Genomic DNA, 25,148 nt, shown 5'->3' on the forward strand with positions numbered 1-25,148 from the left:
TGATTCGGTCGAATGAACGGCAATAGCCGCAGATGCACAGGCGGGTATCAACCGCTGTGACCAACCCGGTGAACGCCTCAGGCGGCGCGTCGCCGAGATCGAGACGACGCGGGTTGCGAGGATGAGACGCGATGTCCTCGCTGCTGCCTCCACGCACCCCTGACCGCGGGCGAGTCGCGGATGATCTCCACGATCTCCGCCACCGCCGCCCGCTGGTCGCGGTCGCCCTGCTGGGCGGCATCGGCACGGCCGGCGCCACGCTGGTCGTGTGCCTGGCGATCGGCATCCTCGGCTGGTTCCTCAGCGACATGGGCGCCCACGGCGAGCCGTCGGACGCCCTGCGTGTCGCCGCGCTGGGGTGGCTGCTCGGCCACGGTTCGGGCGTCCTCGTCTCCGGCATCGCGGTCACCGTCGTCCCGCTCGGGCTGACCCTGGTCCTCGCCTGGGCGATGTGGCAGGTCGCGGTCCGGGTCGGTGACTCGGTCTCGCTGCACGGCCCGGACGTCAACGCCCTCGCCGACGGCGAGCGTGACCTGACCGTCCCGGTCGTCGCCGGCCTCTTCACGCTCGGCTATACCGGAACCGCGCTGACCACCGCCATCATCGCCGGCACCCCGGCAACCGCGCCGAGCATCCTCGGCGTCTTCTCCTGGTCGGTCGGGCTCTGCGTGGTCGTGGCCCTGCCTGCGATCGCGGTCGGCTCCGGCCGCGCGGCGTTATGGATCACCCTGCTGCCACGCGCCGCCGTGGACGTACTGGTGATGGTCAGGTCGATCCTGCTCTGGTGGTTCGCGGTCAGCACGCTGGTGTTCTTCGCGGCCCTCTTCGCCGACTTCACCACCTCGATCAACGTCGTCTCCCAGCTCCACCTCGACCTCGGCGGGATCATCCTCTACTCCCTGCTCGCCGTCCTCGTGCTGCCAAACGCCGTGCTCTTCTCCAGTGCGTACGCCCTGGGCCCGGGGTTCTCGGTCGGTGTCGGGACGACTGTCACCCCGACGGCAGTGACCCTCGGGCCGCTGCCGATGTTCCCGATGCTTGCCGCTCTGCCCGACAACGGTGCCCCGCCCGCCTGGGTCGCCGCGGTGATGGCCCTCGGCCCGCTGACCGCCTTCTGGGCCGTCTGCCGAGTCAGCCGGGTCCGGCCGACCCTGCGCTGGTCCGAGGGCGCGCTCCGCGGAGTCAGCGCCGGTGTCGTCGCCGGCCTCCTCGTCGCCATCGCCTCCGGCATCGCCGGCGGCGCCGTCGGCCCCGGCCGGATGCTCGACGTCGGGCCGTACGCCGGGCAGGTGCTCGTCAACGCCATCGCCTTCTTCGGGCTCGCCGGTCTGCTCGCCGGGCTCACCATGACCTGGTGGCACCGGCGTTCCCTCCCGACCGACCCGGCCGCCTAGAGTTCGCAGCATGTCGCTGCGTCTCGTCGTCCTCGTGTCCGGCTCGGGCACCAACCTCCAGGCCCTGCTGGACGCCTGCGCGTCCCCGGAGTTCGGGGCAGAGGTCGTCGCGGTCGGTGCTGACCGGGACGGGATCCAGGGGCTGACCCGGGCGACCGATGCCGGGATCCCGACCTTCGTGCACCGGGTCAAGGACTTCGGCTCGCGCGAGGAGTGGGACGCGGCCCTGGCCGAGTCGGTGGCTGCGTACGAGCCTGATCTCGTGGTCTCCGCGGGCTTCATGAAGCTGGTGGGGGAGGCCTTCCTCGCCCGGTTCGGTGGGAAGACGCTCAACACCCATCCGGCGCTGCTGCCGTCCTTCCCGGGGATGCACGGTGCGCGGGACGCGCTGGCGTACGGCGTGAAGGTCACCGGGGCGACGCTGTTCATCGTCGACGCCGGGGTCGACACCGGGATGATCATGGCCCAGGTGACGGTGCCGGTGGAGGACGACGACACCGAGGAGACGCTCCACGAGCGGATCAAGGTCGTCGAGCGATCGATGCTCGTCGAGACGGTCGGGCGGATCGCCCGCGAGGGCTACACCGTCGACGGCAGGCGAGTTCGATTCGGGCCTGCCTGAGCGGTTAGAGTGACGAGCACACGACTGGCGCAGGTGGGGGACCACCGGGGAGTGTAAAGAGACGGCATCGACCGCCTGGGTGCCCTCATCGAAATCGTTGACCGATGAGGAGATTGCTGTGCTCGATCAGATCACCATCAAGCGGGCCCTGGTGTCCGTCTACGACAAGACCGGTCTCGAGGACCTGGTCCGCGGGCTTCATGACGCCGGCGTCGAGCTCGTCTCGACCGGCGGCTCGGCGGCACTGATCGAGAAGCTCGGCCTGCCGGTGACCAAGGTCGAGGACCTGACCGGCTTCCCCGAGTGCCTCGACGGCCGCGTGAAGACGCTGCACCCGCGCGTGCACGCCGGCATCCTCGCCGACCGCCGCCTCGAGTCCCACGTCGAGCAGCTCAAGGAGCTGGAGGTGGAGCCGTTCGACCTGGTCGTCTCCAACCTCTACCCGTTCGTGCAGACCGTCGCCTCCGGCGCCGGGCCGGACGAGGTCGTCGAGCAGATCGACATCGGCGGCCCCTCGATGGTCCGCGCCGCCGCCAAGAACCACCCCTCCGTCGCGATCGTGACCTCCCCGGAGCAGTACGCCGACACCCTCGCTGCCGTCGCTGCCGGTGGGTTCACCTACGACCAGCGCAAGGCCCTCGCCGCGGCCGCGTTCGTCCACACCGCGACGTACGACGTGGCCGTCGCCTCCTGGATGGGCTCCGTGCTCACCGACACCTCCGAGGGCACCGGTTTCCCGGCGTGGGTCGGTGGGACGTACGAGAAGGCGAACGTTCTGCGCTACGGCGAGAACCCGCACCAGAAGGCGGCGCTCTACCTCAACGGGTTCGGACCCGCCGGGCTCGCCCGCGCCGAGCAGCTGCACGGCAAGGAGATGTCCTACAACAACTACACCGACACCGACGCCGCGCGCCGCGCCGCCAACGACTTCGCCGAGCCGGCGGTCGCGATCATCAAGCACGCCAACCCGTGCGGCCTGGCCGTCGGCGCCGACATCGCCGAGGCGCACCGCCGGGCGCACGCCTGCGACCCGGTCTCCGCCTTCGGTGGCGTCATCGCCTCCAACCGGCCGGTCTCGGTCGAGATGGCCAAGCAGGTCGCCGAGGTGTTCACCGAGGTCATCGTGGCGCCGGGCTACGAGGACGGCGCCGTCGAGATCCTGCAGGGCAAGAAGAACATCCGCATCCTGGTCGCCGCCGCCGACGAGAGCGCCCCGGTCGAGACCCGCCCGATCTCCGGTGGCCTGCTGATGCAGCAGGTCGACCACGTCGACGCCGAGGGCGACGACCCGGCTTCGTGGACGTTGGCCACAGGTGAGGCCGCCGACGAAGCCACCCTCGCCGACCTGGCCTTCGCCTGGAAGGCCTGCCGCTCGGCCAAGTCCAACGCGATCCTGCTGGCCTCCGACGGTGCCTCGGTCGGCATCGGGATGGGCCAGGTCAACCGCGTCGACTCCTGCCGCCTGGCCGTGGAGCGGGCAAACACCCTCGCCGAGGGCTCCGAGCGCGCCCGCGGCGCCGTCGCCGCCTCCGACGCCTTCTTCCCCTTCGAGGACGGCCCGCAGATCCTCATCGACGCCGGTGTCAAGGCGATCGTCCAGCCCGGTGGCTCGATCCGCGACGAGCTCACCATCAAGGCCTGCGAGGCTGCGGGCGTGACGATGTACTTCACCGGCACGCGCCACTTCGCGCACTGATCCAGAAAACCCCGCCGAGTCGGCTCGTCATGACGCGCCGACTCGGCGGGAGATCGTGTCAGAACGCGCCGACTCGGGTCTTGATCTGGTCAAGATGCGCCGGGTCGGCGTCGCGTACAAGGAATACAGAGACTCGAGTGACAGGATTGACATCGTGACAGCACAGAAGCTGGACGGCACCGCGACGCTGAAGGCGATCAAGGCAGAGCTCGCCGAGCGGGTCGAGAAGCTGAAGGCCCAGGGCATCACCCCGGGCCTCGGCACCGTGCTGGTGGGCGATGACCCGGGAAGCCGGTGGTACGTCAACGCCAAGCACAAGGACTGCGCCGAGATCGGCATCGAGTCGATCCGGGTGGACCTGCCGGGGACGTCGACCCAGGAGGAGGTCGAGGCGGAGATCGACCGCCTCAACGCCGACCCGGCGTGCACCGGCTTCCTGGTGCAGCAGCCGACCGGCCTGGACGAGTTCGCGCTGCTCTCCCGGGTCGCTCCGGAGAAGGACGTCGACGGGCTGCACCCCTACAACCTCGGCAAGCTGGTCCTCGGTGAGGACGGGCCGCTGCCGTGCACCCCGGTGGGCTGCATCGAGCTGTTGCGGCGTCACGGAGTCGAGATCAAGGGCGCCGAGGTCGTCGTCGTCGGTCGTGGGCTGACCGTCGGTCGTCCGCTGGGCCTGCTGCTCACCCGCCGTAGCGAGAACGCCACGGTCACCCTGTGCCACACCGGCACCCGCGACCTGGCTGCCCACACCCGCAACGCCGACATCGTGGTGGCTGCCGCGGGCGTGCCCGGGATCATCACCAAGGACATGATCAAGCCCGGCGCGGCCCTGCTCGACGTCGGCGTCTCCCGGGTCGACGGTAAGATCGCAGGAGACCTGGCTGAGGACGTTTGGGACGTGGCTGGTTGGGTGTCGCCGAACCCGGGTGGGGTGGGTCCGATGACACGGGCCATGCTGCTCTCCAATATCGTCCTCAGCGCTGAGAAGGCTCTCGAAAGGCTCTGACACCGTGTCCGTCCACCCCCCGCTCAGCACCACACCGGAGGCTCCCGCACCGGCGGTGGCGACACCTGAGCACGAGAAGACGGACCCCCAGGACGTACGCGGCTTCCCCTCGACCATCGGTGGGTTCGTCTACCTCGGGGTGCTGACGGCGGCGATCGTCGGTCTCGGGCTGGTCGGCTTCGGCCACTGGCGGGTGGGGATCATCGTCCTCGCCGCCGGGGTGGGCGCTGCGTCGCTGGGGCGTGCGGTGCTGCGTACGAAGGATGCCGGGATGCTGGCGGTCCGCAACCGCTGGTTCGACGTGGCTCTGCTGGCGCTGACCGCGGGCGCGCTGTGGATCCTCGCGGTGACCGTTCCAGGAGAATGAAGACGTACAAATAGGACGAAGGCCGCCCCGAGGGGCGGCCTTCGTCCTTCTCGAGGCTACTGCTCGATCGGGACCCATTCCTGCTTGGCGTAGTCCCAACGCCAGCCGTCCTGCTCGTAGACCGGAAGGTCGCCCTCTGCGGCCGGGGTCGGCTGCTGCCAGGACTGCTGGCCACCGGTGCCGGAGCCGCCGGAGACGATGGTGCGGTCGCTCGTCTCGGGGGTAGCGGGCGCGGCCGGCGCGGCAGGAGCCGCCGGTGCAGCCGGTGCCGCGGGAGCAGCGGCCGGAGTCGCGGCCGGGGCCGCGGGAGCGACGGCCTGGGAGTCCCAGGCCGGCACGTTATGGGCCGGAGTCATGCTGTCGCCGCCGAAGGCGAGGCCGGCACCCGCGATCTCGGAGCCGTCCTTGTTGAAGATCAGCGGGTAGACGAAACCGGCGACGGCACCGCCCAGAGCCGGGACGATCAGGAAGACCGGGAGGTTGGCCAGTGCGTCGGTGCCCGAGAAGAGAGCGGGGCCGAACGAACGGGCGGGGTTGACCGAGGTGCCGGTCAGCGGGATGCCGACGAAGTGGATCGCGGCCAGCGAAAGGCCGATGGCGAGCGGCGCAGCGGTGGCGTTGGTCCCGGCTCGAACGTCGGTGACGCCGAGAATGATGAAGACGAAGATGAAGGTGAGGACCAGCTCGACCAGGATCGCGCCGATGAGGCCGGTGCCGGCTCCGTCGCCGAAGCGGTTGGCGCCGAGGCCGCCGTCGTTCCACGAGTTGTAGTCCGAGGAGAGCGCGACGAGGAACAGCACGATCGCACCGATGGTTGCGCCGACGAACTGCGCGCCGATGTAGGCGCCGGCGTCCTTCCAGCTGATCCGGCCGGCGGTGGCCACGCCGAGCGTCACCGCCGGGTTGAAGTGGCCGCCGGAGATGCGACCGAAGGTGTAGGCGCCGATCACGACGGCGATACCGAAGGCCAGGCCGACAGCGGCGACCTCGAGGCCCCAGATCGCGTTCTCGGGTCCAGCGTGGGTGGCGCCGGCGATGATTGCGACGACCGAGCCGCACCCGATGAACACCAGAATGAATGTCCCGATGACCTCGGCTGCGAGTTTCTGGATGAAGGTCGGCTCAGCCGCCGACAGTGATTCCTCAGTCATGTCCCCTTAACCCTTCAATGTCTGTTGACGTCGGTCAGACCCATCGACACCCGAGAAGCACTCAGGTATCAGCAGTCACCTGAACAACATGAGGTGTTGACACACAGTAACTCTTTTGCGACGGCACATCGTGGTGCTTAGGTGGGGCGGGGCGGTGTCTCATCACCCTTTCTGTTATCTTGATGTCAAGACACTTTCCTTCGTCCGGGTCCCCGGCCTCAGTCATAAGCAGATCGCAACTTGTCAGGAGTAGCCACAGCAATGGCCGCACGAATCATCTACACCCACACCGACGAGGCGCCGCTGCTGGCGACGTACTCCTTCCTTCCGATCGTCTCGGCCTACGCGGCCAAGGCGGGGGTCGAGGTCGAGACGCGTGACATCTCCGTGGCCTCGCGCATCCTGGCCCAGTTCGGCCTGGCCGACGATGCGCTCGGCGAGCTCGGTGACCTGGCGAAGACGCCGGAAGCCAACATCGTCAAGCTGCCCAACATCTCCGCCTCCATCCCGCAGCTGAAGGCCGCGATCAAGGAGCTGCAGACGCAGGGCTACCAGATCCCCGACTACCCCGAGGCGCCCAGCACGCCCGAGGAGGAGGAGATCCGGGCCAAGTACGACAAGGTCAAGGGCTCCGCGGTGAACCCGGTCCTGCGTGAGGGCAATTCCGACCGTCGTGCGCCGGGCTCGGTCAAGGCGTACGCCAAGGCTCACCCGCACACCAACAAGCCCTTCTCCGACGACTCCAAGACGACCGTCGCCACGATGGGTTCGCACGACTTCAAGTCCAACGAGAAGTCCGTGACCCTGCCGGCCGACGACACGCTCTCCATCGTGCTCGAGAAGTCCGACGGCGAGACGGTGACGCTGCTCGCCGAGCTGCCGGTGCTCGAGGGCGAGATCGTCGACGCGACGTACATGTCCGTGGCCAACCTGCACGCCTTCCTCGAGAATGCGCTCGCCAAGGCCAAGGCCGACGACGTGCTCTTCTCGCTGCACCTGAAGGCCACGATGATGAAGGTCTCCGACCCGATCATCTTCGGCCACGTCGTGAAGGCCTACTTCACGGACGTCTTCGAGAAGTACGGCGCCGACCTCGAGGCCGCCGGCCTGTCCGCCAACGACGGCCTGGGCGCGATCCTGTCCGGCCTCTCCGGCCTGGAGAAGGGCGCCGAGATCGAGGCCGCCTTCAAGGCCGCGATCGAGGCCGGCCCGCGCCTGTCCTACGTCAACTCCGACAAGGGCATCACCAACCTGCACGTCCCCTCCGACGTCATCATCGACGCCTCGATCCCGGCCCTGGTCCGCAACGGCGGCAAGCTCTGGGGTGTCGACGGCGGCGAGGACGACACCCTCGCGGTGATCCCGGACTCCTCCTATGCCGGCGTCTACCAGACCGTCATCGACGACGTGAAGAAGAACGGCCCGCTCGACCCGGCCGCGATCGGCACCGTCCCCAACGTCGGTCTGATGGCGCAGAAGGCCGAGGAGTACGGCTCCCACGACAAGACCTTCCAGATCGAGGCCGCCGGCACCGTCCGGGTGCTGAACAAGGCCGGCGACGTGCTGATCGAGCACGACGTCGAGGCCGGTGACATCTGGCGCGCCTGCCAGACCAAGGACATCCCGGTCCGCGACTGGGTCAAGCTCGCCGTCAGCCGCGCCCGCGACTCCAAGACCCCGGCCATCTTCTGGCTCGACGAGTCGCGCGCCCACGACGCCGAGCTGATCAAGAAGGCCGCGACCTACCTGACGGAGCACGACACGGAGGGTCTCGAGATCAAGATCCTCTCGCCCGAGCTCGCCACGGCGTACTCCCTCGAGCGCCTGCGCAACGGTGAGGACACCATCTCGGTCACCGGCAACGTGCTGCGTGACTACAACACCGACCTGTTCCCGATCCTCGAGGTCGGTACGTCGGCGAAGATGCTCTCCATCGTCCCGCTGATCGCCGGTGGCGGTCTGTTCGAGACCGGTGCGGGCGGCTCGGCGCCGAAGCACGTGCAGCAGCTGGTCGAGCAGGACTACCTCCGCTGGGACTCGCTCGGTGAGTTCTTCGCGCTGGTGCCCTCGTTCGAGAAGTACGCCGAGCAGGCTTCCGCCCCGGCCGCGAAGGTGCTCGCCGGCGCGCTCGACCGCGCGACCGCGACCTTCCTCGAGAACGACCGCTCCCCGGGTCGCAAGCTCGGCACCACCGACAACCGCGGCTCGCACTTCTACCTGGGTCTCTACTGGGCCCAGGAGCTCGCCGCGCAGACCGAGGACGCCGAGCTCGCCGCCGCGTTCAAGGGCCTCGCCGAGACCCTCGCGGCCAACGAGGCCAAGATCGTCGAGGAGCTCCTCGCGGTCCAGGGCAAGCCCGCCGACATCGGCGGCTACTACCTGCCCGACCCCGAGAAGGTCACCGCCGTGATGCGTCCCTCCGCGACGCTCAACGAGGCGATCGACTCTCTCTGATCCACCTCACGACGGCCTGGCACGGACTCCGTGCCGGGCCGTCGTCCCATTTCGGGACACCTTCCGGGCGTACGTGACTTTGCTCTCCAGATCTTTCTTCTGATTCCTATAGATGCAGGTCAGCGTGGTGTTTGCTGGCGGGTGAGGGCGGAAAACCTTTAGGCGAGTGTCGGTGGTCGCACTTACCGTGATCTTCTGATGACTGCGACGCTCTCGACTCCGCCCGTGCCCACCTCAGGCAAGGCTCTTGGAGTCCCCACCGACCCTGCCGACCCGAGCCGGCAGGTCGACTGGCGACGCCTGAAGGGGCCGGTGACGGGCGCCGCGCTGATCGCGCTGGCGGTGGCCATGGTGGCCCAGTCGATCGGCACTGTCGTGGCCGGACGGCTGGCGGAGAACCCGACCGCGAGCCTGGTCGGCTGGCTGGCGCTGTGCGTGATCGGCGCCTCGCTGATCGACTCGACCGCCAAGATCGCCTGGGTCGGGGTCTCCGACCGGGCCGAGGGCAAGCTGCGCGAGGACGTGCTCCAGGCTGCCATGCGACAGCCGCTCTCCGAGCTGAGCGAGCAGGCCGTCGGCGAGATCCTCGACCGGGTCGACGACGACTCCCACGAGGTCGGCAACCTGCTGCGCTGGCAGCTGTGGATGCTGTTCCGCTCGATCTTCGCGGCGCTGCCGATGTGGATCGTGGCCAGCTTCACCTGGTGGCCGGCGGCGATCCTGTTCCCGCTGCTCGCCGCGGTGACCTGGTTCGTCATCCGCCGGCTGCTGAGCAAGATCTCCGAGCTCAAGGTCATCGAGGAGGCCTCGTGGACCGACCATGCCGCGGTGCTCGAGGAGGGCATCGCGGGGCGTGACGATCTGCGTACGAGCCTGGGCCAGGACCACGTCGTCGCCCGGGTGGCGCGGCTGTCGGCGACGGTCCACGAGAGGTTCCGTGCGGTCGTCACGGTCGAGGCGAAGGTCGGCCGACGCGCCGGCCTGCTGCTGCACTCCCTGCTGGCCGGCATCGGTCTGGCCGGAGTGGCGCTCGCCGCGAACGACCGTCTCGGGATCAGCGCGCTGGTGACGCTGTTCCTGGTCACGAGCACGTTCGTGGGCCAGATCGCGATGCTCGCCAACCACCTGCCCGACATCCAGGCGGGCCTGGGCGCCGTCATCCGGCTGCGCCAGATGATGGGCTCCGAGCCGGAGCCCGAAGGTGGCGCGCCCGTCCCCGACGGGGGAGCGCTCGAGGTCGACCTGCGCGATCTGACCTTCTCCTACGCCGAGGGCACCTTCGCCCTCCAGGGCATCTCGCTCACGGTGCCGGCCGGCGACACCATCGCCCTGGTCGGCCGCACCGGCTCCGGCAAGTCGACGCTCGCCTCGCTGCTCTCCCGGGCCGTCGAGCCGCCGCGCGGCTCGGTGTTCCTGGGTGGCGTGGACGTACGCGACCTCGACCTGCAGCAGTTGCGCGCCTCCGTGGGCGTGGTCACTCAGCGCACCGAGATCCTGGCCGGCACGCTCGCGGAGAACATCGCCCTCTTCGACGACTTGCGTCCGCGCGAGGACATCGAGCGGGCGGTCGCCCGGCTCGGGCTCTCGGAGTGGGTCGCCGGCCTGCCCGACGGGCTCGACACCCTGCTCGGCCCCGGCGGCACGTCGCTGTCGGCGGGGGAGGAGCAGCTGGTCGCCTTCGCGCGACTGCTGGTGCGTGACGTACGAGTGGTCGTCCTCGACGAGGCGACCGCGCGGATGGACCCGCTCACCGAGCGCCGGGTGGTCGCGGCCGCCGACCGGCTGCTGACCGGGCGTACGGGCATCCTGATCGCCCACCGGCTCTCCACCATCGAGCGGGCGCCGCACGTGGCCGTGCTCGACCACGGCCGGGTTATCCAGCACGGCCTGCGGGCCTCGCTGGCGACCACGCCGGGGCCGTTCCACGACCTGCTCGAGGCCAGCCGCACCGATCACCACGACTCGCCTTCGCCGGCTGCCAAGCCCGTCGACCACTCCACCCTCGATCACGTCGCGGAGGGCAACGTGGGCGGCAAGCGCCGCTCGGGCGCCCCGCCGGACGTCCCCGAAGTCGGCACCGGGCCGTCGCTCGCCCGTGGGATGCTGCACGTCCTGTTCCTGCGCCCCGAGTGGGGCGTCGCGGGTGCGCTGCTGTTCCTGTTCGCGTCGATGACCGGTGCGCAGGGTGCCTTCACCGGGCTCCTGTGGGGCCGGATCGTCGAGTCGCTGCAGGACGGCGGCAGGCCGACGGTGATGTCGGTGCTGCTCGTGGTCAGCCTGCTGGCCGCGCCGCTGATGCTCGCCGACGCCTTCTACCGCTACCCGCGCTGGTGGATCGAGGTCATGCTGCGTGCCCGGATGGCCGTGCTCTACGGTCAGACCAGCCAGCACCGCCTGACGCGTACGCCGCCGGGCGAGGTCGTCGCACGCTCGATGGACGCCGACCGTTACGCCCGCTACGCCGACCGCTGGGTCGACTTCGTCAACGGTCTCGTCATCGCGACGATCACCGCCCTGCTCGCCGGCACCGCGCTCGCGGGCGCCGTGCTCCTGGTCGTCATGATCGCCTCGGCGCTGGCCTCCGCGGTCGGTCGGCCGATCGCCGGCCGCTCGGCTGCGGCCTCCTCCGCCGCTCGCGCGCGGTTCGGCCGCGCGGTGGTCTCCGCGCTGGAGTCCGTACGCACCGTGAAGCTGGCCGCGGCCACCCCGCAGGTCCACGCCCACCTGCAGCACGTCGACTCGGGCCGGGTCGAGGCAGCGGTGAAGGAACACCGGGTGCAGGCGTTCCTCGACGGGGTTCCCGCGCTCATGGTGCAGTGCGGAGTCGTGGCTGCCTGGGGGATCTACTTCGGCGGCGGCTGGGGTCTGGCCACCGCGCTGCTGGTCGCCAACGCGGTCTCGGGCTTCGACTGGTTCGGCCGGGTGGCCGGCATGGTCGTCACCGAGGCTCCGGGCACGCGTGCGTGGCAGAAGGAGACCAGCCGGTTCGCCGGCGGTCGAGACCTGATGGATCTGCCGCCGGGCGTCGACCTGGTCTCCGGTGACGCGCCGGATCCGGGTCCGGTCGAGCAGGTGCCGCTCGAGTCCCTCGAGCTCTCGGCCCTGTCGGCGGTCCACGACGACGGCACGATCGGCGTCTCCGACGTCTCGCTCACGATCTCGCGCGGCGAGCTGGTCCTCCTCGTGGGGCAGGTCGGCTCCGGCAAGTCGTCCCTGCTGGCGTCGCTGGCCGGCCTGATCGAGCACACCGGCACGATCCGGTGGAACGACGAGCTGGTCCAGGACACGCAGTCCTTCCTGAGGCCCGGGCAGGTGGCGTACGTCGCCCAGGTGCCGCGGGTGCTCTCCGGCACGTTCGCCGACAACATCCGCCTGGGCCACGACCGGCCGTTCGACAGCCCGGTCGCCGACGCGCGGCTCGAGCTCGACGTCAAGGAGGCGGGCGGCGCGGACGCGATCGTCGGTCACCGTGGCGTACGCCTCTCCGGGGGACAGGTCCAGCGTCTCGCCCTGGCGCGAGCGCTGGCCGCCGACACCGAGCTGCTCCTGGCCGACGACGTCTCCAGTGCGCTCGACGCGGCCACCGAGATCGAGCTCTGGCGGGCGCTGCGTGACCGGCACACGACGGTCATCGGCGCCACCTCGAAACGAGCCGCTCTCGCCCAGGCCGACCGGGTCGTCGTCATGGTCGACGGCGAGATCGCGGCTGTGGGTCCGTGGACCGAGCTGGCTCCGGCCTGGTCCCACCTGGCCGGCTGACCCCCGCCTCCTCGGGAGGCGGGGGTGAGACCTCAGGCGGCCTCGCCGTGCTCGAGCGTGTGGCGCAGCGCAGCAGCATCCACGCCGAGGGCCTGTAGGGCAGCATGTCCTTCCCCCTCCGCGCGAAGGATGCCGAGCAGGATGTGCTCGGTGCCGATCGAGCGGTCCTTGAGTCGGATCGCCTCGCGCAGCGAGAGCTCGAGGACCTTCTTCGCGTCCTTGGTGAAAGGGATGTGCCCGCCTAGCCGGCGGCGTGGCTTCCCGCTGTCCAGGGCGCCGGCACCGAACACCTCCTCCACCTTGGAGCGCACCGCGTCCAGGTCGATCCCGAGCGTGGACAGCGCGTCGGCGTCGTCGTTGCCGAGACGCCCGTGGGCCCGCTCGATCTCCGCCCGCAGCGCAGCTGCATCGACCCCGGCCTCGGCGAGCGCCTGGGCGGCGGACGAGCCTGCGCTGGAGCCGATCGCCAGCAGCAGGTGGTCGTCGCCGATGCGCTCGTGACCGAGGTCGGCGGCGTACGTCTGGGCCGCGGTCACCGCATCGCGGGCCGGCCTGGTGAACCTCTCGAACATCACATCTCCTTCGCGTACTTCTTGTGGACCGCCTGTCGGCTGACCTCCAGCGCGTCGGCGATCTCCTGCCAGGCCCATCCCTGTCGGCGGGCGTTCGCCACCTGCAGCCGCTCCAGCGAGTCGGCGAGGCGGCGCAGTGCGAGCGCGGCTCGCAACCCGGTGCTCGGGTCGGCGCTCGCGGCCGACTCGGCAAGGTCCTTCGCATCCGTCATGCTGTCAATATAGGTTGACAACGCCCTCGTGTCAACCAGAGTTGACGAAGCGGTGGGCATCGGGACTCGCGTCACACCGATTCACGGAATAGCCCACAAATCGCCGAAGGTTAGGCAGTAGTGACCGACACCGCCAGCCCCGAGACCGCCGTCAGACCGGTCACCACCGTCCAGTTCGTGATCGCCATGCTCGCCCTCGCGACGGGTGGGTTCGCGATCGGTACGACCGAGTTCGTCACCATGGGCGTGCTGCCCGAGATCGCCGAGGGCGTCGGTGTCGGAACCTCCACGGCCGGCCACCTGATCAGCGCTTACGCGGTCGGGGTGGTGGTCGGCGTACCGATCCTCTCGTTCTTCGTCGCCCACCTTCCGCGCAAGGGACTGCTGCTGTCGCTGATGGCGGCGTACGCGCTGTTCAACCTGCTCAGCGCCGTCGCCGTCGACTACAAGATGCTGCTGGTCGCGAGGTTCCTCGACGGGCTCCCGCACGGCGCCTACTTCGGCGTCGCGACCATCGTCGCGACGTCGATGGCCGCACCGAAGCACCGCGGGCGAGCGGTGGCCCTGGTGATGCTCGGGCTCTCGGTCGCCAACGTGATCGGCGTCCCGTTCGCGACCTGGCTCGGTCAGACCGCCGGCTGGCGGGCACCGTACGCAGCCGCAGCAGGCCTCGCTCTGCTGACCGTGGTCCTGGTGCAGCTCTCGGTGCCCCACTTCCCGGGCGACCCGAACGCGACCGGCCGCAGCGAGGCCAGCCGGTTCTTCACCAACAAGCAGGTCTGGCTGACGATGCTCGCGGGTGCGATCGGGTTCGGCGGCATGTTCGCGGCTTACTCCTACATCTCCCCGATCGTCACCGACACCGCCGGCCTGGCCGAAGGAGCGGTGCCCTGGTTCGTCTTCGCGTTCGGCACCGGGATGGTCGTCGGCACCTGGGTCGCCGGGGAGCTGGCCCGCTGGTCTGTGATGGGCTCACTGCTCGCGAGCAGCCTGGGCATGGTGGCGGTGCTGACGCTCTTCTGGCTGGTCGCCCCGGCCGGGTGGTGGCTCGCACCGGTCGCCTTCCTGACCACCGCCGTGGCGTCGGTGCTGGTGATCAACCTGCAGGTGCGCCTGATGGACGTCGCCGATGACGCGGTGACCCTCGGGGCGGCGATGAACCACGCGAGCCTCAACATCGCCAACGCTCTCGGTGCCTTCGCCGGTGGCATGGCCCTCGACGTCTGGAGCGTCCGCGAGGCGCCGTTGGTAGGCGCCGGCCTGGCCGCCGCCGGGATGCTGGTGCTGCTGTGGAGCACCAGCATCCACCGGCGTAGGGCCTAGAGGGCCTCTTCGTTGCCGTCCGTGGCGGTGGCCGCCTCGACCGCCGCCAGGAACCCGTCGGCCCAGGCCTTGGAGTCGTGGTGGCGGATGGTGTCCCGGAGCCCGCGCATCCGGTCCTTGGCCTCGGCCTCGTCCATATCGACGGCCTGCAGGAAGACCCGGACCATGTCGGAGACGTCGTGGGGGTTGGTCAGCACCGCGCCGCGCAGTTCGGCGGCAGCCCCGGCGAACTCGGAGAGCACCAGGGTGCCGCTCGTGCCGAGGAGACCGTGGACCGCGGCGTACTCCTTCGCGACCAGGTTGAGGCCGTCGCGCAGCGGGGTGATCCACATGACGTCGGCGTTGGCGTAGTAGGCCAGCAGCTCCTCGAACGGGATCGGCCGGAAGTAGAAGTGGACCGGCATCCAGCCCATCCGCGAGAACCGGCCGTTGATCCGCCCGACCGCCTGCTCGATCTGGTTCTGCAGCGTCTTGTAGACGGTCATCTCGCCGGCCGCGGGCACGCATACCAGCACCAGTGACAGCTCGCCCATCAGCGACGGGTCCTCGAGCAGCGCCCGCTCGAAGGCCTCGAGCTGCTGCAGCACGCCCTTGGTGTAGTCGAGCCGCGATACGGCCAGCGCGATCCGCTGGCCCTCGAACTCGTCCTTCACCCGAGCGATCGAGCTCTGCACCGCGGGGGAGGCCAGAGTCTGCTCGATCCGCTTCGTGTCGACACTGACCGGGTTGGCGCCCAGGTGCACCCGACGTCCACCGACGTCGATGACCGAAGGCATCACGTCGAGACCCAGCGCGAAGCCGTAGGTCCGGAAGCGGGGAGCACAGTCCTCGGTCTCGACCACCTCGACCGGCGCCACGCCGCGGGCCACGTCGACGAAGTTCTCGACCTGGCGGGGGATGTGGAACGAGATGTAGTCGCACTGCAGCAGCGAGCCGATGATCTCGCGGCGCCACGGCACCACGTTGAACACGTCCGCGCCGGGGAAGTGGGTGTGGTGCAGGAACGCGATCTTCACGTCCGGCCGCATCTCCCGCAGGTAGGCCGGCACCATCCACAGGTTGTAGTCGTGGATCCAGACGATGCCCCCGTACGCCGCCTCGGCCGCCGCCTGCTCGGCGAAGGCCCTGTTGACCTGGCAATAGACCTTCCAGTCCTCCTCCTTGAACTTCGCGCGTTCCCAGAAGGTGTGCAGCAGCGGCCAGAACGCTTCCTTGGAGAAGCGCTTGTAGAAGACGTCGACCTCCTTCTTCGACAGCGGCAGCCGGGAGGCCACCAGGCCCGGGTAGAGCTTGGGATCGACGACCGTGTGGGTGGCGAACTTGCCGCGCTTGGGGTCGTCGATGGACCAGGCGACCCAGGATCCGGTGCGCTCGGTGAAGAAGGAGAGCAGCGTCGGGATGATGCCGTTGGGCGACTTCGGTCGCCGGCGCTTGACCTCGCCGTCCTCGATGACCTCGTCATAGGGGAGGCGGTGGTAGACCATGACGAGGTCGGACTTCCCCGGGTCGTCGGCGTCGTTCTCCGGGTCGTAGATGTGCTCGTCGTCGAGCAGGTTGAAGTGACTGATCGCCTGCAGGATCCCGCCGGTGCCAGGGGCGGTGGCGTGGAACGTACGTTCCTTGTCGCGGGTCGCGTCCAGCAGCAGGTCCTCGGCCTCGCCGACGCAGACACCCGGGAACCCGATGTCGTACATCGACAGGTCGTTGAGGGTGTCGCCGGCCACCAGCACGCGGTCCTTGGGGATGCCGAGGTGCTCGACGAGCTTCGTCACGGTGTGGCCCTTGTTGATCCCGCCGGGCAGCACGTCGAGGTAGTGGCTGGCGGAGTAGAGCAGGTCGCAGCCGATCTGCGCGACCAGCGGGGCGAGGTCGTCGGTGACGGCCTCGGGGTCGCAGAAGTAGGAGACCCGGCGGTCCTGGGGCACGTTCTGCCGGACCAGTCCGGGGCGGTCGCCGATCTTCTCGAGCACGGTGAGCTCGCCCGGCCACTTGGCGGCGATCTCCTGCTGGATGGGCTCGACGGCGAGCAGGTCGTGTCCGGTCACGATGGTGGCGCCGACGTCGCAGATGATGAAGTCGGGCGTCGGGATGGTCGGGTCGGCGAGCAGCGGCAGCACCGACTCCAGCCCACGACCGGTGACGAAGGACAGCAGTACGTCCTCGCGGCGGCTCAGCGTCTGGTACAGCTTGACCTTCGCCTCGGGGTCGCCGGCTAGGAAGGTTCCGTCCAGATCGGTCGCAAGCAGCATGCGTGCGTTGGCAGCGGACGTGTCGTTCACAAGTCTCCTCGAGGGTCGCCTGGCCTCGAGGCCGATTCGGCAGCTGGCCCGAGGCTGCGGACCCCTTGGAGGATCCGCGGGTCGACCAAACAGGCTAACAGGGGCATGTGTCGGGCGGGAAAAGGGCATTTGACGGGCCATCGAATCCCCTCTGAGTAGAGCCTCTCAGGAGGTCCACAAACTCGTAAGAAATTGGATGCACCTGTTCGATAACTCCATCGAGAATCTGTCGTTGAGGGGGCATGCGGATCCTGCCCGCGGCCTTCGAGAAGACCGCGGGCGACCACGGTCCTCGACGTTGATCACGGGGGGCGCCGAGGCCCATGGCCGGCACGCAGGTCGGTGCCGCGGGCAGGGTCCACAGCTCGTACGGATCGGTTCTCGATCCTCTTCCTCCCACCATTTCGAGCCTTTCGGCGGGTGGCTGACAGAATGCGCACATGACCGGCAGCACTGCTCCTACGACTAGGCCCAGGGTCCTTTCCGGCATCCAGCCGACGGCGGACTCCTACCACCTCGGCAACTATCTCGGCGCGGTCCGGCAGTGGGTGAACCTGCAGGAGGAGCACGAGCCGTTCTTCTTCATCGCCGACCTCCACGCGATCACGGTCGAGCAGGACCCGAAGGTGCTCCGCGAGCGTACGCGGCGGGCCGCCGCCCAGCTGCTGGCCGCCGGTGTCGACCCGGAGCGGTCCGCGATCTTCGTTCAGTCCCACCTGCCCGAGCACGCTCAGCTCGGCTGGGTGATGCAGTGCATCACCTCGTTCGGTGAGGCCCGGCGGATGACCCAGTTCAAGGACAAGTCCGCCAAGGGCGGTGAGGGCGCGGCTTCGGTCGGCCTGTTCTCCTACCCGATGCTGATGGCCGCCGACATCCTGCTCTACCGCCCGGCGTACGTCCCGGTCGGCGAGGACCAGCGACAGCACCTCGAGCTGACCCGCGACCTCGCGCAGCGGTTCAACAGCCGTTACAAGAAGACGTTCCGGCTGCCCGAGCCCTACATCCTCAAGGAGGTCGCGAAGATCTACGACCTCCAGGACCCGGCGATCAAGATGTCCAAGTCGGCCTCGAGCCCGACCGGCCTGATCGACATGCTCGACGACCCGAAGGTCTCGGCGAAGAAGATCCGCTCCGCGGTCACCGACTCGGAGATGGAGATCCGCTTCGACGAGGAGGCCAAGCCGGGCGTCTCCAACCTGCTCCGGATCTACTCCGCGCTGACCGGCTCCGAGATCGAGACCCTGGTCGGCAAGTACGCCGGCAAGGGCTACGGCGATCTGAAGAAGGATCTCGCCGAGGTCGTCGTCGACTACGTCACCCCGTTCCGGGAGAAGACCTTCGAGGTCCTCGAGGACCGGGCGTACCTCGACGGCATCCTGCAGCAGGGTGCGGAGAAGGCAGGCGTGGTCGCCCGCAAGACTCTGGCCGACGTCTACGAGCGGGTTGGCTTTGTGGCCCCCGCGTCGCCGCTCGGCTAGTAAGGTCGGCGCATGCGCACCATCGGTGTTGCCATTGCTATCCCGGAGCCATGGGCAAGTCAGCTCCAGGACTACCGGACGTCTCTCGGGGACGCGACGGCGACCATGATCCCGACGCACATCACTCTTGTGCCCCCGACGGAGATCCACGACGACCTGCTGCCGGACGTCGAGAGCCATCTCGAGTCCGCAGCCTCGCGGGTCGCCCCGTTCAGCGTGCACCTGCGTGGCACCGGCACCTTCCGGCCGGTCTCGCCGGTGGTGTTCGTGGCAGTGGTGCAGGGCATCTCGGGCTGCGAACAGCTGGCCAACGCGGTCCGGCAGGGGCCGCTCGACCAGAAGCTCACGTTTCCCTATCACCCGCATGTCACGATCGCTCACGACCTTCCCGACGCTAGCCTCGACAAGGCTTTCGGTGAGCTGGCCGACTTCGAGTGCGAGTGGTCGGTCGAGGAGTTCCACCTCTATGTCCACGACGACACGGATGGCTGGCGCCCGACGCGGGAGTTCGCGCTGAGAGCAGCACTGACCGGTTGAGGCGGGCTCGGGTCCGCCCACGAACGACGGATGGGGGATCTCGGGATGAAGGACAAGGTCAAGGCAAAGATCGCCGAGCTGCGCGCGCGCTTCCCGGCGCTGGATCGGCTGGTGCGCACCCAGGAGCACTACGGCGAGGTGGGCGCCGCCCAGCAGGCCGGCGCGATCACCTACTTCGGTTTCCTGTCGACCTTCCCGATCCTCGCGCTCGCGTTCTTCGCCGTGGGCCAGATCGCCCAGGTCTACTCCGGAGCCGAGAGCGACCTCGTCGAGGCGATCGACCATGTCCTACCCGGGCTGGTCGGCGACGGTCCCGGACAGCTGAAGATCGCCGACATCGAGAGTGCGGCCGGCGCGGTCGGGATCATCGGTGTCATCGGTCTGCTCTACGCCGGTCTCGGCTTCATCGACGGACTTCGCAAGGCCCTCGAGGCGGTCTTCCTGGTGCCCGACGAGGAGCAGCCGGGCTTCCTGGCGGCCAAGGCCCGTGACCTGGTCGCACTGATCGGGCTCGGCCTGATCCTGCTGGTCGCGGTGGCGTTCACCGGCCTCGTACGCACCTTCTCGGTCAACGTCCTGGACTGGATCGGCCTCGACGAAGGCTTCGGCTGGCTGATCGTCCTCCTCACCCTGGTGCTCGGCCTCGCGGCCAACACGGTGCTCTTCTTCGCGATGTTCCACCTGGCTCCCCAGAACGACAACCCGAAGCGCCCCCTGTGGGCCGGAGCAGTGCTCGGCGCGATCGGCTTCGAGATCCTCAAGCAGGCCTCGGCCCTGCTGCTCACGGCCACCCAGGGACAGCCCGCCTTCCAGGCCTTCGGCATCGCCCTCATCCTGGTCGTCTGGATCCACTACACCTCGATGGTGATCCTGTACGCCGCGTGCTTCGCACACGTGGGGGCTACCCCGGCCGAACCCAGCTCCGAGGCTGCATCGACGTGATCGCCCGCTTTACGGGCTGCTGACCGGCGGGGCTTGGCCGGCGGATGAGAGAGTCGTACCCATGAAGCTCGAGAAGACTGACGGCGCGCTCCTTCTGGTCATCGGGGTCTGGACGATCGCGATCTGGACCAACTTCGGCCGCAACCTCGTCAAGACCGCCAAGGACCCGGAGCAGACGCGTCCGAAGCCCTACTACCTCGCCCATGCGGTGCTCGTGGTCGTCGATGTTCTCCTCGGCGGCCTGCTGATCAAGCTGGGCGTACAGCGGCTGCTGACCAGGGGATAGCCCTCAGGAGGACTCGGCCGTGTCGAGGTGGTCGACCAGCTCGGTGAGCTGGTCGCGTAGCGCGAGCGCCTCGTCACGGGTGATCCCCATCGATGCGCCGAGCTCCTGCGGCACGCTGGCGACCTGCTCCTCCAGGTTCCGGCCGTCCTCGGTCAGGCTGACCAGCACCCGGCGCTCGTCGCCGGGGTCGCGGTCGCGCCGCACCAGCCCGGCGGCCTCGAGCCGCTTGAGCAGCGGCGTCAGCGTGCCTGAGTCGAGCCGCAGCCGCTGGCCGAGGGAGGTCACCGAGAGCGGCTCCTCGCTCTCCCAGAGCACCAGCATCACCAGATACTGCGGATAGGTCAGCCCGGTGTCCTTGAGCAGGGTCGCATAGCGCTTCGTGACGGCTCTGGTCGCTGCGTACAGCGGGAAGCAGAGCTGAAGGTCGAGCGAGAGCTGCGGATAGGTACGTCCGGACACATCGACCAGTCTACCCCCTTGCGCTATTAAGTTGTGCGCAATATAGTTGTGCGCATGACACCGATCTACACAGCCACCGCAGTCAGCACCGGCGACGCCCGCAACGGGCACGTCCAGTCCTCCGACGGTCTCATCGACGCCGACGTCCGCATCCCCAAGGAGATGGGTGGCGCCGGCGGTGCCACCAACCCCGAGCAGCTCTTCGCCGCCGGCTACGCCGCCTGCTTCCACTCGGCCCTCAAGCTCGTCGCAGGCAAGGCCAAGGTCGACATGACCGACTCCGAGGTCGTCGCCGACGTGAGCATCGGTGAGAACGGCCAAGGCGGCTTCGGCCTCGCCGTACAGCTCGAGGTGACCATCCCCGGCGCCGACGCCGCGACCGCCCAGCAGCTCGCCGAGCAGGCCCACCAGGTCTGCCCGTACTCCAACGCCACCCGCGGCAACATCGAGGTCAAGCTCACGGTTGTCTGAGGTTCCCCGATAGCGATACGACGGGACGTACTTGTCCATTACCCACTGGTAGGCCGACAAGAACGTCCCGTCGTATCTGTTGCTGGGCGAGTTATCCACAGGGGTTCGGATTGCGGGTGCGTGTCGATCGCATCTGGCTCACCATCCCTCTATGACTTCTCGGACGGCTCACTTTCGCCCGGCACCTCATGGTGACCGGGGGCTTGGGCTCGTCGCGCCGGTGCGCGTGGATCCGACGGGGAAGAGGGGGCCGACGCCCAGGCAGGTGCGGGGGAGCGCCTGGCGTCGGACCGGACCTGGTTTGTACGTCCCCGCCTCCGTCGACTCCGACCGACCTCAGCAGCGGGTGCTGGAGGCAGCGACGGAGATTCCTGGAGGCCACGTCACCGGCTGGGCGGCCTTCGCCTGGGCCGGAGCGCGCTGGTTCGACGGCCTCGACGGGAACGGCAATGCGAGGCCCGTACCGATCGTCATCACCAACCATCGTTACCGAAGCCGGCCGGGCATCCTGCTCACGGCGGAGCGGTTGCCGCTGAGTCAGTGGTACGTCCTCGATGGAGTCAGCGGAACCCATCCGCTCCGTTCGGCGGCTTACGAGGCGCGCCGTGCCTCGTCGCTTTGGCGAGCGGTGGTCGTGCTCGACATGGCGCTGCAGACCGACCGCATATCGATCGCCGAGCTGGTCGAGCACGCCGGCACGCTCAACGGTTGGTACGGAGTCGAACAGCTCCGCCAGGCCATCGGACTCGCCGACGAGAACAGCTGGTCGCCGATGGAACCCGAGATGCGCCTGCACTGGGAGCTCGATCTCGGGCTGCCGCGTCCACTGTGCAACCACCCGATCTTCGACCTCGCCGGAAACCACATCGGCACTCCAGATCTGCTCGACGTCGAGGCCGGGGTCGTCGGTGAGTACGACGGCGGCCTACACCTCGCCGGCGAGCGCCGTGCCAGCGACATCCAACGGGAGAGCCTCTTCCGTAGAGCCGGCCTGGAGTACGTCACCATGACCTCGATCGACCGGCGTGACCCCACTCAGTTCCTGCGACGTACGAAGGAAGCGCGGGAACGAGTGCTGCGCCTCGGACCGGAGCGTCGATGGACGGTCGATCCACCGGCGTGGTGGACGCCCACGGTCACGGTCGAGCAGCGCCGCTCACTGACGGCCGCCGACCGCGAGCGCTTCCTGAGACACCGAGCCGCCTGAGGCTGAGCTGGTGCAGATGCGACGGGACGTTCTGGTCGCACTACCCGTCGGTAACCGACAAGAACGTCCCGTCGTACCGGGAAACGGCCGAAGGGCCGCCTCCACACGGGAGGGCGGCCCTTCGGTTGGAACCAGACGTCAGCCGAGGATGAGCGACTTGCGCAGGTCCTTGTTCAGCTGCGAGATCACGTCTAGCGGGATCTCCTTGGGGCAGGCGGAGGCGCACTCACCGATGTTGGTGCAGCCACCGAAGCCCTCGGCGTCGTGCTGGCCGACCATGGACTGCACGCGGGAGTAGCGCTCCGGCTGGCCCTGCGGCAGCTCACCGAGGTGGGTGATCTTCGCGCCGAGGAACAGCGAGGCGGAGCCGTTGGGGCAGGCGGCGACGCAGGCGCCGCAGCCGATGCAGGTGGCCGTGTTGAACGCCCGCATGGCCTTGTCACGCGGGGCCGGAACCGAGTTGGCCTCGGGGGCCGAGCCGGTGTTGGCCGAGATGTAGCCGCCGTTCTGGATGATCCGGTCGAACGCGGAGCGGTCGACGATCAGGTCCTTGACGATCGGGAACGACGAGGCGCGCCACGGCTCGATGGTGATGGTGTCACCGTCGTTGAAGGAGCGCATGTGGAGCTGGCAGGTCGTGGTGACCTCCGGGCCGTGTGCCTCGCCGTTGATCATCAGCGAACACATGCCGCAGATGCCCTCGCGACAGTCGGAGTCGAACGCGACCGGCTCCTCGTCGTTGTGCAGGAGCTGCTCGTTGAGCAGGTCGAGCATCTCGAGGAACGACATGTCCGAGGACACCCCGTCCAGCTCGTACGTCTTGAGCGCACCCTTCTCGGACGCGTCGGCCTGCCGCCAGATCTTGAGGGTGAGCTTCACTTGTAGGACCTCTGCTTCATCTCGATGGCGGTGTAGATCAGATCTTCCTTGTGGAGGACCGGGGCGCCGTCCTCGCCACCGAACTCCCAGGCCGCGACGTAGGCGAACTCGTCGTCGTGACGCATCGCCTCGCCGTCCTCGGTCTGCGACTCGCCTCGGAAGTGGCCGCCGCAGGACTCGCGCCGGTTGAGCGCGTCGATGCACATGAGCTCACCGAGCTCGATGAAGTCGGCGACACGGCCGGCCTTCTCGAGGTCCTGGTTGAGGGAGTCGGCCGAGCCGAGGACCTTGACGTTGGTCCAGAACTCCTTCTTGAGCTCGCGGATCAGGCCGATGGCCTTCTTGAGGCCCTCCTCGGTCCGCTCCATGCCGCAGTACTCCCACATGATCAGGCCGAGCTCCTTGTGGATCGACTCGACCGAGCGGGTGCCGTTGATCGACATGAACTTGTCGATCCGCTCCTGGACGGACTGCTTCGCCTCGACGACCGCCGGGTGGTCCTCGGAGATGGGCTCGAACGGCCCGTCGGCGAGGTACTCGCGGATGGTGTTCGGGAGCACGAAGTAGCCGTCGGCCAGACCCTGCATCAGCGCCGAGGCGCCGAGGCGGTTCGCGCCGTGGTCGGAGAAGTTGGCCTCACCGGTGCAGTAGAGACCCTCGATGTTGGTCGAGAGTTCGTAGTCGACCCACAGGCCGCCCATGACGTAGTGGACGGCGGGGTAGATGCGCATCGGCAGCTCGTAGGGGTTCTCACCCGTGATCCGCTCGTACATGTCGAGGAGGTTGTCGTACTTCTCCTCGATCGCGGCCTTGCCGAGGCGCTCGATCGCGGCACCCAGGTCGAGGTAGACGCCGCGGCGGAACTTCTTGACCGTGCCGTCGGGCTGGGTCTCGTCGACCTCCGGACCGACACCGCGGCCCTCGTCGCACATGTACTTCGCGGCGCGCGAGGCGATGTCGCGGGGGACCAGGTTTCCGAAGGAGGGGTAGATCCGCTCCAGGAAGTAGTCGCGGTCCTCCTCGGGGATCTCACGCGGGTCCTTGGCGCAGTCCTCGGCGTTCTTGGGCACCCAGATGCGGCCGTCGTTACGCAGCGACTCCGACATCAGGGTCAGCTTCGACTGGTGGGCGCCGGTCACCGGGATGCAGGTCGGGTGGATCTGCGTGTAGCAGGGGTTGGCCATGTAGGCGCCCTTGCGGTGCGCACGCCACGTGGCGGTGACGTTGGACCCCATCGCGTTGGTCGAGAGGTAGAAGACGTTGCCGTAGCCGCCGGTCGCGAGCACGACCACGTCGGCCAGGTGGGTCTCGATCTCGCCGGTGACCATGTCGCGGGCGATGATGCCGCGGGCCTTGCCGTCGGCGACGATCAGCTCGAGCATCTCGTGGCGCGTGAACTGCTCCACGGTGCCGGCGGCGACCTGGCGCTCCATGGCCTGGTAGGCGCCGATGAGGAGCTGCTGCCCCGTCTGGCCGCGGGCGTAGAACGTACGCGACACCTGCACGCCACCGAAGGATCGGTTGTCGAGCAGACCGCCGTACTCGCGGGCGAAGGGCACGCCCTGGGCCACGCACTGGTCGATGATGTTCACCGACTCCTCGGCGAGGCGGTAGACGTTGGACTCGCGGGCGCGGTAGTCGCCGCCCTTGACCGTGTCGTAGAAGAGCCGGTAGGCCGAGTCGCCGTCGCCCTTGTAGTTCTTGGCGGCGTTGATGCCGCCCTGGGCGGCGATCGAGTGGGCGCGACGCGGGGAGTCCTGGTAGCAGAACGACTTCACGTTGTAGCCGGCTTCGCCGAGCGTGGCGGCAGCGGCGCCGCCGGCCAGGCCGGTGCCGACGATGATGATCGACAGCTTGCGGCGGTTGGCCGGGTTGACCAGGCGGTTCTCGAACTTGCGGGTCGTCCAGCGCTCCTCGATCGGTCCGGTCGGAGCCTTCGGGTCGACGAGCTTGTCGCCGAGCACGTAGTAGCCCGCGGCGTCGTCGGATTTCTGGACCGGTGCCTCGTTGGTCGGGGTGAGGCCGGGCAGGTAGTGGGTTCCAGCAGCCATGTG

General features: G+C 68.7%; 21 protein-coding genes and 1 riboswitch. Of the genes, 14 read left to right on the top strand and 7 right to left on the bottom strand.

Annotated features, from left to right (window positions below; all coding sequences use genetic code 11):
- Window positions 1-131: 131 nt before the first annotated feature.
- The 5 genes from ABZU72_RS15250 (at window position 132) to ABZU72_RS15270 (ending at window position 5,085) form a co-directional block, all read left to right on the top strand.
- Complete coding sequence (locus ABZU72_RS15250) at window positions 132-1,394, top strand: DUF6350 family protein (RefSeq protein WP_355019681.1); 1,263 nt, start codon at window positions 132-134, stop codon at window positions 1,392-1,394.
- A gap of 10 nt (window positions 1,395-1,404) precedes the next feature.
- The gene (purN, locus tag ABZU72_RS15255; protein WP_355019682.1) at window positions 1,405-2,016 is read left to right on the top strand and encodes a phosphoribosylglycinamide formyltransferase; all 612 of its coding nucleotides are present in this window, start codon (window positions 1,405-1,407) and stop codon (window positions 2,014-2,016) included.
- A 10-nt stretch (window positions 2,017-2,026) separates the two neighbouring features.
- Window positions 2,027-2,104, top strand: a riboswitch (ZMP/ZTP riboswitch).
- Between the two features lie 30 nt (window positions 2,105-2,134).
- Window positions 2,135-3,712, top strand: coding sequence for a bifunctional phosphoribosylaminoimidazolecarboxamide formyltransferase/IMP cyclohydrolase (gene purH / locus ABZU72_RS15260; RefSeq protein WP_355019683.1), 1,578 nt, complete (start codon window positions 2,135-2,137; stop codon window positions 3,710-3,712).
- A 154-nt stretch (window positions 3,713-3,866) separates the two neighbouring features.
- Window positions 3,867-4,718, top strand: a complete 852-nt coding sequence (locus ABZU72_RS15265) for a bifunctional methylenetetrahydrofolate dehydrogenase/methenyltetrahydrofolate cyclohydrolase (RefSeq protein WP_355019684.1) — start codon at window positions 3,867-3,869, stop codon at window positions 4,716-4,718.
- A 4-nt stretch (window positions 4,719-4,722) separates the two neighbouring features.
- The gene (locus ABZU72_RS15270) at window positions 4,723-5,085 is read left to right on the top strand and encodes a DUF3017 domain-containing protein (protein ID WP_355019685.1); all 363 of its coding nucleotides are present in this window, start codon (window positions 4,723-4,725) and stop codon (window positions 5,083-5,085) included.
- A 56-nt stretch (window positions 5,086-5,141) separates the two neighbouring features.
- On the opposite strand, the gene ABZU72_RS15275 is transcribed toward ABZU72_RS15270, so the two are convergent.
- Window positions 5,142-6,236: an MIP family channel protein gene (locus ABZU72_RS15275; protein WP_355019686.1), complete on the bottom strand. Its 1,095-nt coding sequence runs from the start codon at window positions 6,234-6,236 to the stop codon at window positions 5,142-5,144.
- 261 nt (window positions 6,237-6,497) lie between these two features.
- Here ABZU72_RS15275 and ABZU72_RS15280 point away from each other — a divergent pair, with 261 nt between their 5' ends.
- Both ABZU72_RS15280 and ABZU72_RS15285 read left to right on the top strand, forming a co-directional pair.
- A complete protein-coding gene (locus tag ABZU72_RS15280; protein ID WP_355019687.1) occupies window positions 6,498-8,690 on the top strand; it encodes an NADP-dependent isocitrate dehydrogenase in 2,193 nt (730 codons plus the stop codon).
- Window positions 8,691-8,888: 198 nt separating this feature from the next.
- The gene (locus ABZU72_RS15285; protein ID WP_355019688.1) at window positions 8,889-12,449 is read left to right on the top strand and encodes an ABC transporter ATP-binding protein; all 3,561 of its coding nucleotides are present in this window, start codon (window positions 8,889-8,891) and stop codon (window positions 12,447-12,449) included.
- Window positions 12,450-12,481: 32 nt separating this feature from the next.
- Here ABZU72_RS15285 and ABZU72_RS15290 read toward each other — a convergent pair whose 3' ends face one another.
- The gene (locus ABZU72_RS15290; RefSeq protein WP_355019689.1) at window positions 12,482-13,021 is read right to left on the bottom strand and encodes a Clp protease N-terminal domain-containing protein; all 540 of its coding nucleotides are present in this window, start codon (window positions 13,019-13,021) and stop codon (window positions 12,482-12,484) included.
- Complete coding sequence (locus tag ABZU72_RS15295; RefSeq protein WP_141802873.1) at window positions 13,021-13,233, bottom strand: helix-turn-helix domain-containing protein; 213 nt, start codon at window positions 13,231-13,233, stop codon at window positions 13,021-13,023. Before ABZU72_RS15295 ends, ABZU72_RS15290 begins: the two co-directional genes overlap by 1 nt.
- Window positions 13,234-13,353: 120 nt before the next feature.
- On the opposite strand from ABZU72_RS15295, the gene ABZU72_RS15300 reads away from it, so the two are divergent.
- A complete protein-coding gene (locus ABZU72_RS15300; RefSeq protein WP_355019690.1) occupies window positions 13,354-14,556 on the top strand; it encodes an MFS transporter in 1,203 nt (400 codons plus the stop codon).
- Here ABZU72_RS15300 and ggpS read toward each other — a convergent pair.
- Window positions 14,553-16,835 carry a glucosylglycerol-phosphate synthase gene (gene ggpS / locus ABZU72_RS15305; RefSeq protein ID WP_355019691.1) on the bottom strand — a complete coding sequence of 761 codons (2,283 nt, stop codon included), beginning with the start codon at window positions 16,833-16,835 and terminating at the stop codon, window positions 14,553-14,555. The two genes, ABZU72_RS15300 and ggpS, sit on opposite strands and share 4 nt — an antisense overlap.
- 440 nt (window positions 16,836-17,275) lie before the next feature.
- Here ggpS and trpS point away from each other — a divergent pair, with 440 nt between their 5' ends.
- The 4 genes from trpS to ABZU72_RS15325 all read left to right on the top strand — a co-directional run bounded on the left by trpS (window position 17,276) and on the right by ABZU72_RS15325 (window position 20,078).
- Complete coding sequence (trpS, locus tag ABZU72_RS15310; protein ID WP_355019692.1) at window positions 17,276-18,313, top strand: tryptophan--tRNA ligase; 1,038 nt, start codon at window positions 17,276-17,278, stop codon at window positions 18,311-18,313.
- A 12-nt stretch (window positions 18,314-18,325) separates the two neighbouring features.
- Window positions 18,326-18,850, top strand: coding sequence for a 2'-5' RNA ligase family protein (locus tag ABZU72_RS15315; protein WP_350665729.1), 525 nt, complete (start codon window positions 18,326-18,328; stop codon window positions 18,848-18,850).
- Between the two features lie 45 nt (window positions 18,851-18,895).
- The gene (locus tag ABZU72_RS15320; RefSeq protein WP_355019693.1) at window positions 18,896-19,792 is read left to right on the top strand and encodes a YihY/virulence factor BrkB family protein; all 897 of its coding nucleotides are present in this window, start codon (window positions 18,896-18,898) and stop codon (window positions 19,790-19,792) included.
- A 61-nt stretch (window positions 19,793-19,853) separates the two neighbouring features.
- Window positions 19,854-20,078: a hypothetical protein gene (locus ABZU72_RS15325; protein WP_355019694.1), complete on the top strand. Its 225-nt coding sequence runs from the start codon at window positions 19,854-19,856 to the stop codon at window positions 20,076-20,078.
- Window positions 20,079-20,081: 3 nt separating this feature from the next.
- Here the strand turns inward: ABZU72_RS15325 and ABZU72_RS15330 are convergent, their stop codons facing one another.
- Window positions 20,082-20,537 (bottom strand): MarR family transcriptional regulator, encoded by a 456-nt coding sequence (locus tag ABZU72_RS15330; RefSeq protein ID WP_355019695.1) that lies wholly within the window; start codon window positions 20,535-20,537, stop codon window positions 20,082-20,084.
- A gap of 54 nt (window positions 20,538-20,591) precedes the next feature.
- On the opposite strand from ABZU72_RS15330, the gene ABZU72_RS15335 reads away from it, so the two are divergent.
- Together ABZU72_RS15335 and ABZU72_RS15340 are read left to right on the top strand one after the other, a co-directional pair.
- The gene (locus tag ABZU72_RS15335) at window positions 20,592-21,008 is read left to right on the top strand and encodes an organic hydroperoxide resistance protein (protein ID WP_355019696.1); all 417 of its coding nucleotides are present in this window, start codon (window positions 20,592-20,594) and stop codon (window positions 21,006-21,008) included.
- Between the two features lie 301 nt (window positions 21,009-21,309).
- Complete coding sequence (locus tag ABZU72_RS15340; protein ID WP_355019697.1) at window positions 21,310-22,215, top strand: hypothetical protein; 906 nt, start codon at window positions 21,310-21,312, stop codon at window positions 22,213-22,215.
- Between the two features lie 138 nt (window positions 22,216-22,353).
- On the opposite strand, the gene ABZU72_RS15345 is transcribed toward ABZU72_RS15340, so the two are convergent.
- Window positions 22,354-23,094 carry a succinate dehydrogenase/fumarate reductase iron-sulfur subunit gene (locus ABZU72_RS15345; protein WP_355019698.1) on the bottom strand — a complete coding sequence of 247 codons (741 nt, stop codon included), beginning with the start codon at window positions 23,092-23,094 and terminating at the stop codon, window positions 22,354-22,356.
- On the bottom strand, window positions 23,091-25,145 hold the full coding sequence (locus tag ABZU72_RS15350) for a fumarate reductase/succinate dehydrogenase flavoprotein subunit (protein ID WP_355019699.1): 2,055 nt from the start codon (window positions 25,143-25,145) through the stop codon (window positions 23,091-23,093). Before ABZU72_RS15350 ends, ABZU72_RS15345 begins: the two co-directional genes overlap by 4 nt.
- Window positions 25,146-25,148: the final 3 nt, after the last annotated feature.

It is taken from the genome of Nocardioides sp. NPDC004968 (assembly GCF_040608935.1).
Taxonomy (GTDB): domain Bacteria; phylum Actinomycetota; class Actinomycetes; order Propionibacteriales; family Nocardioidaceae; genus Nocardioides.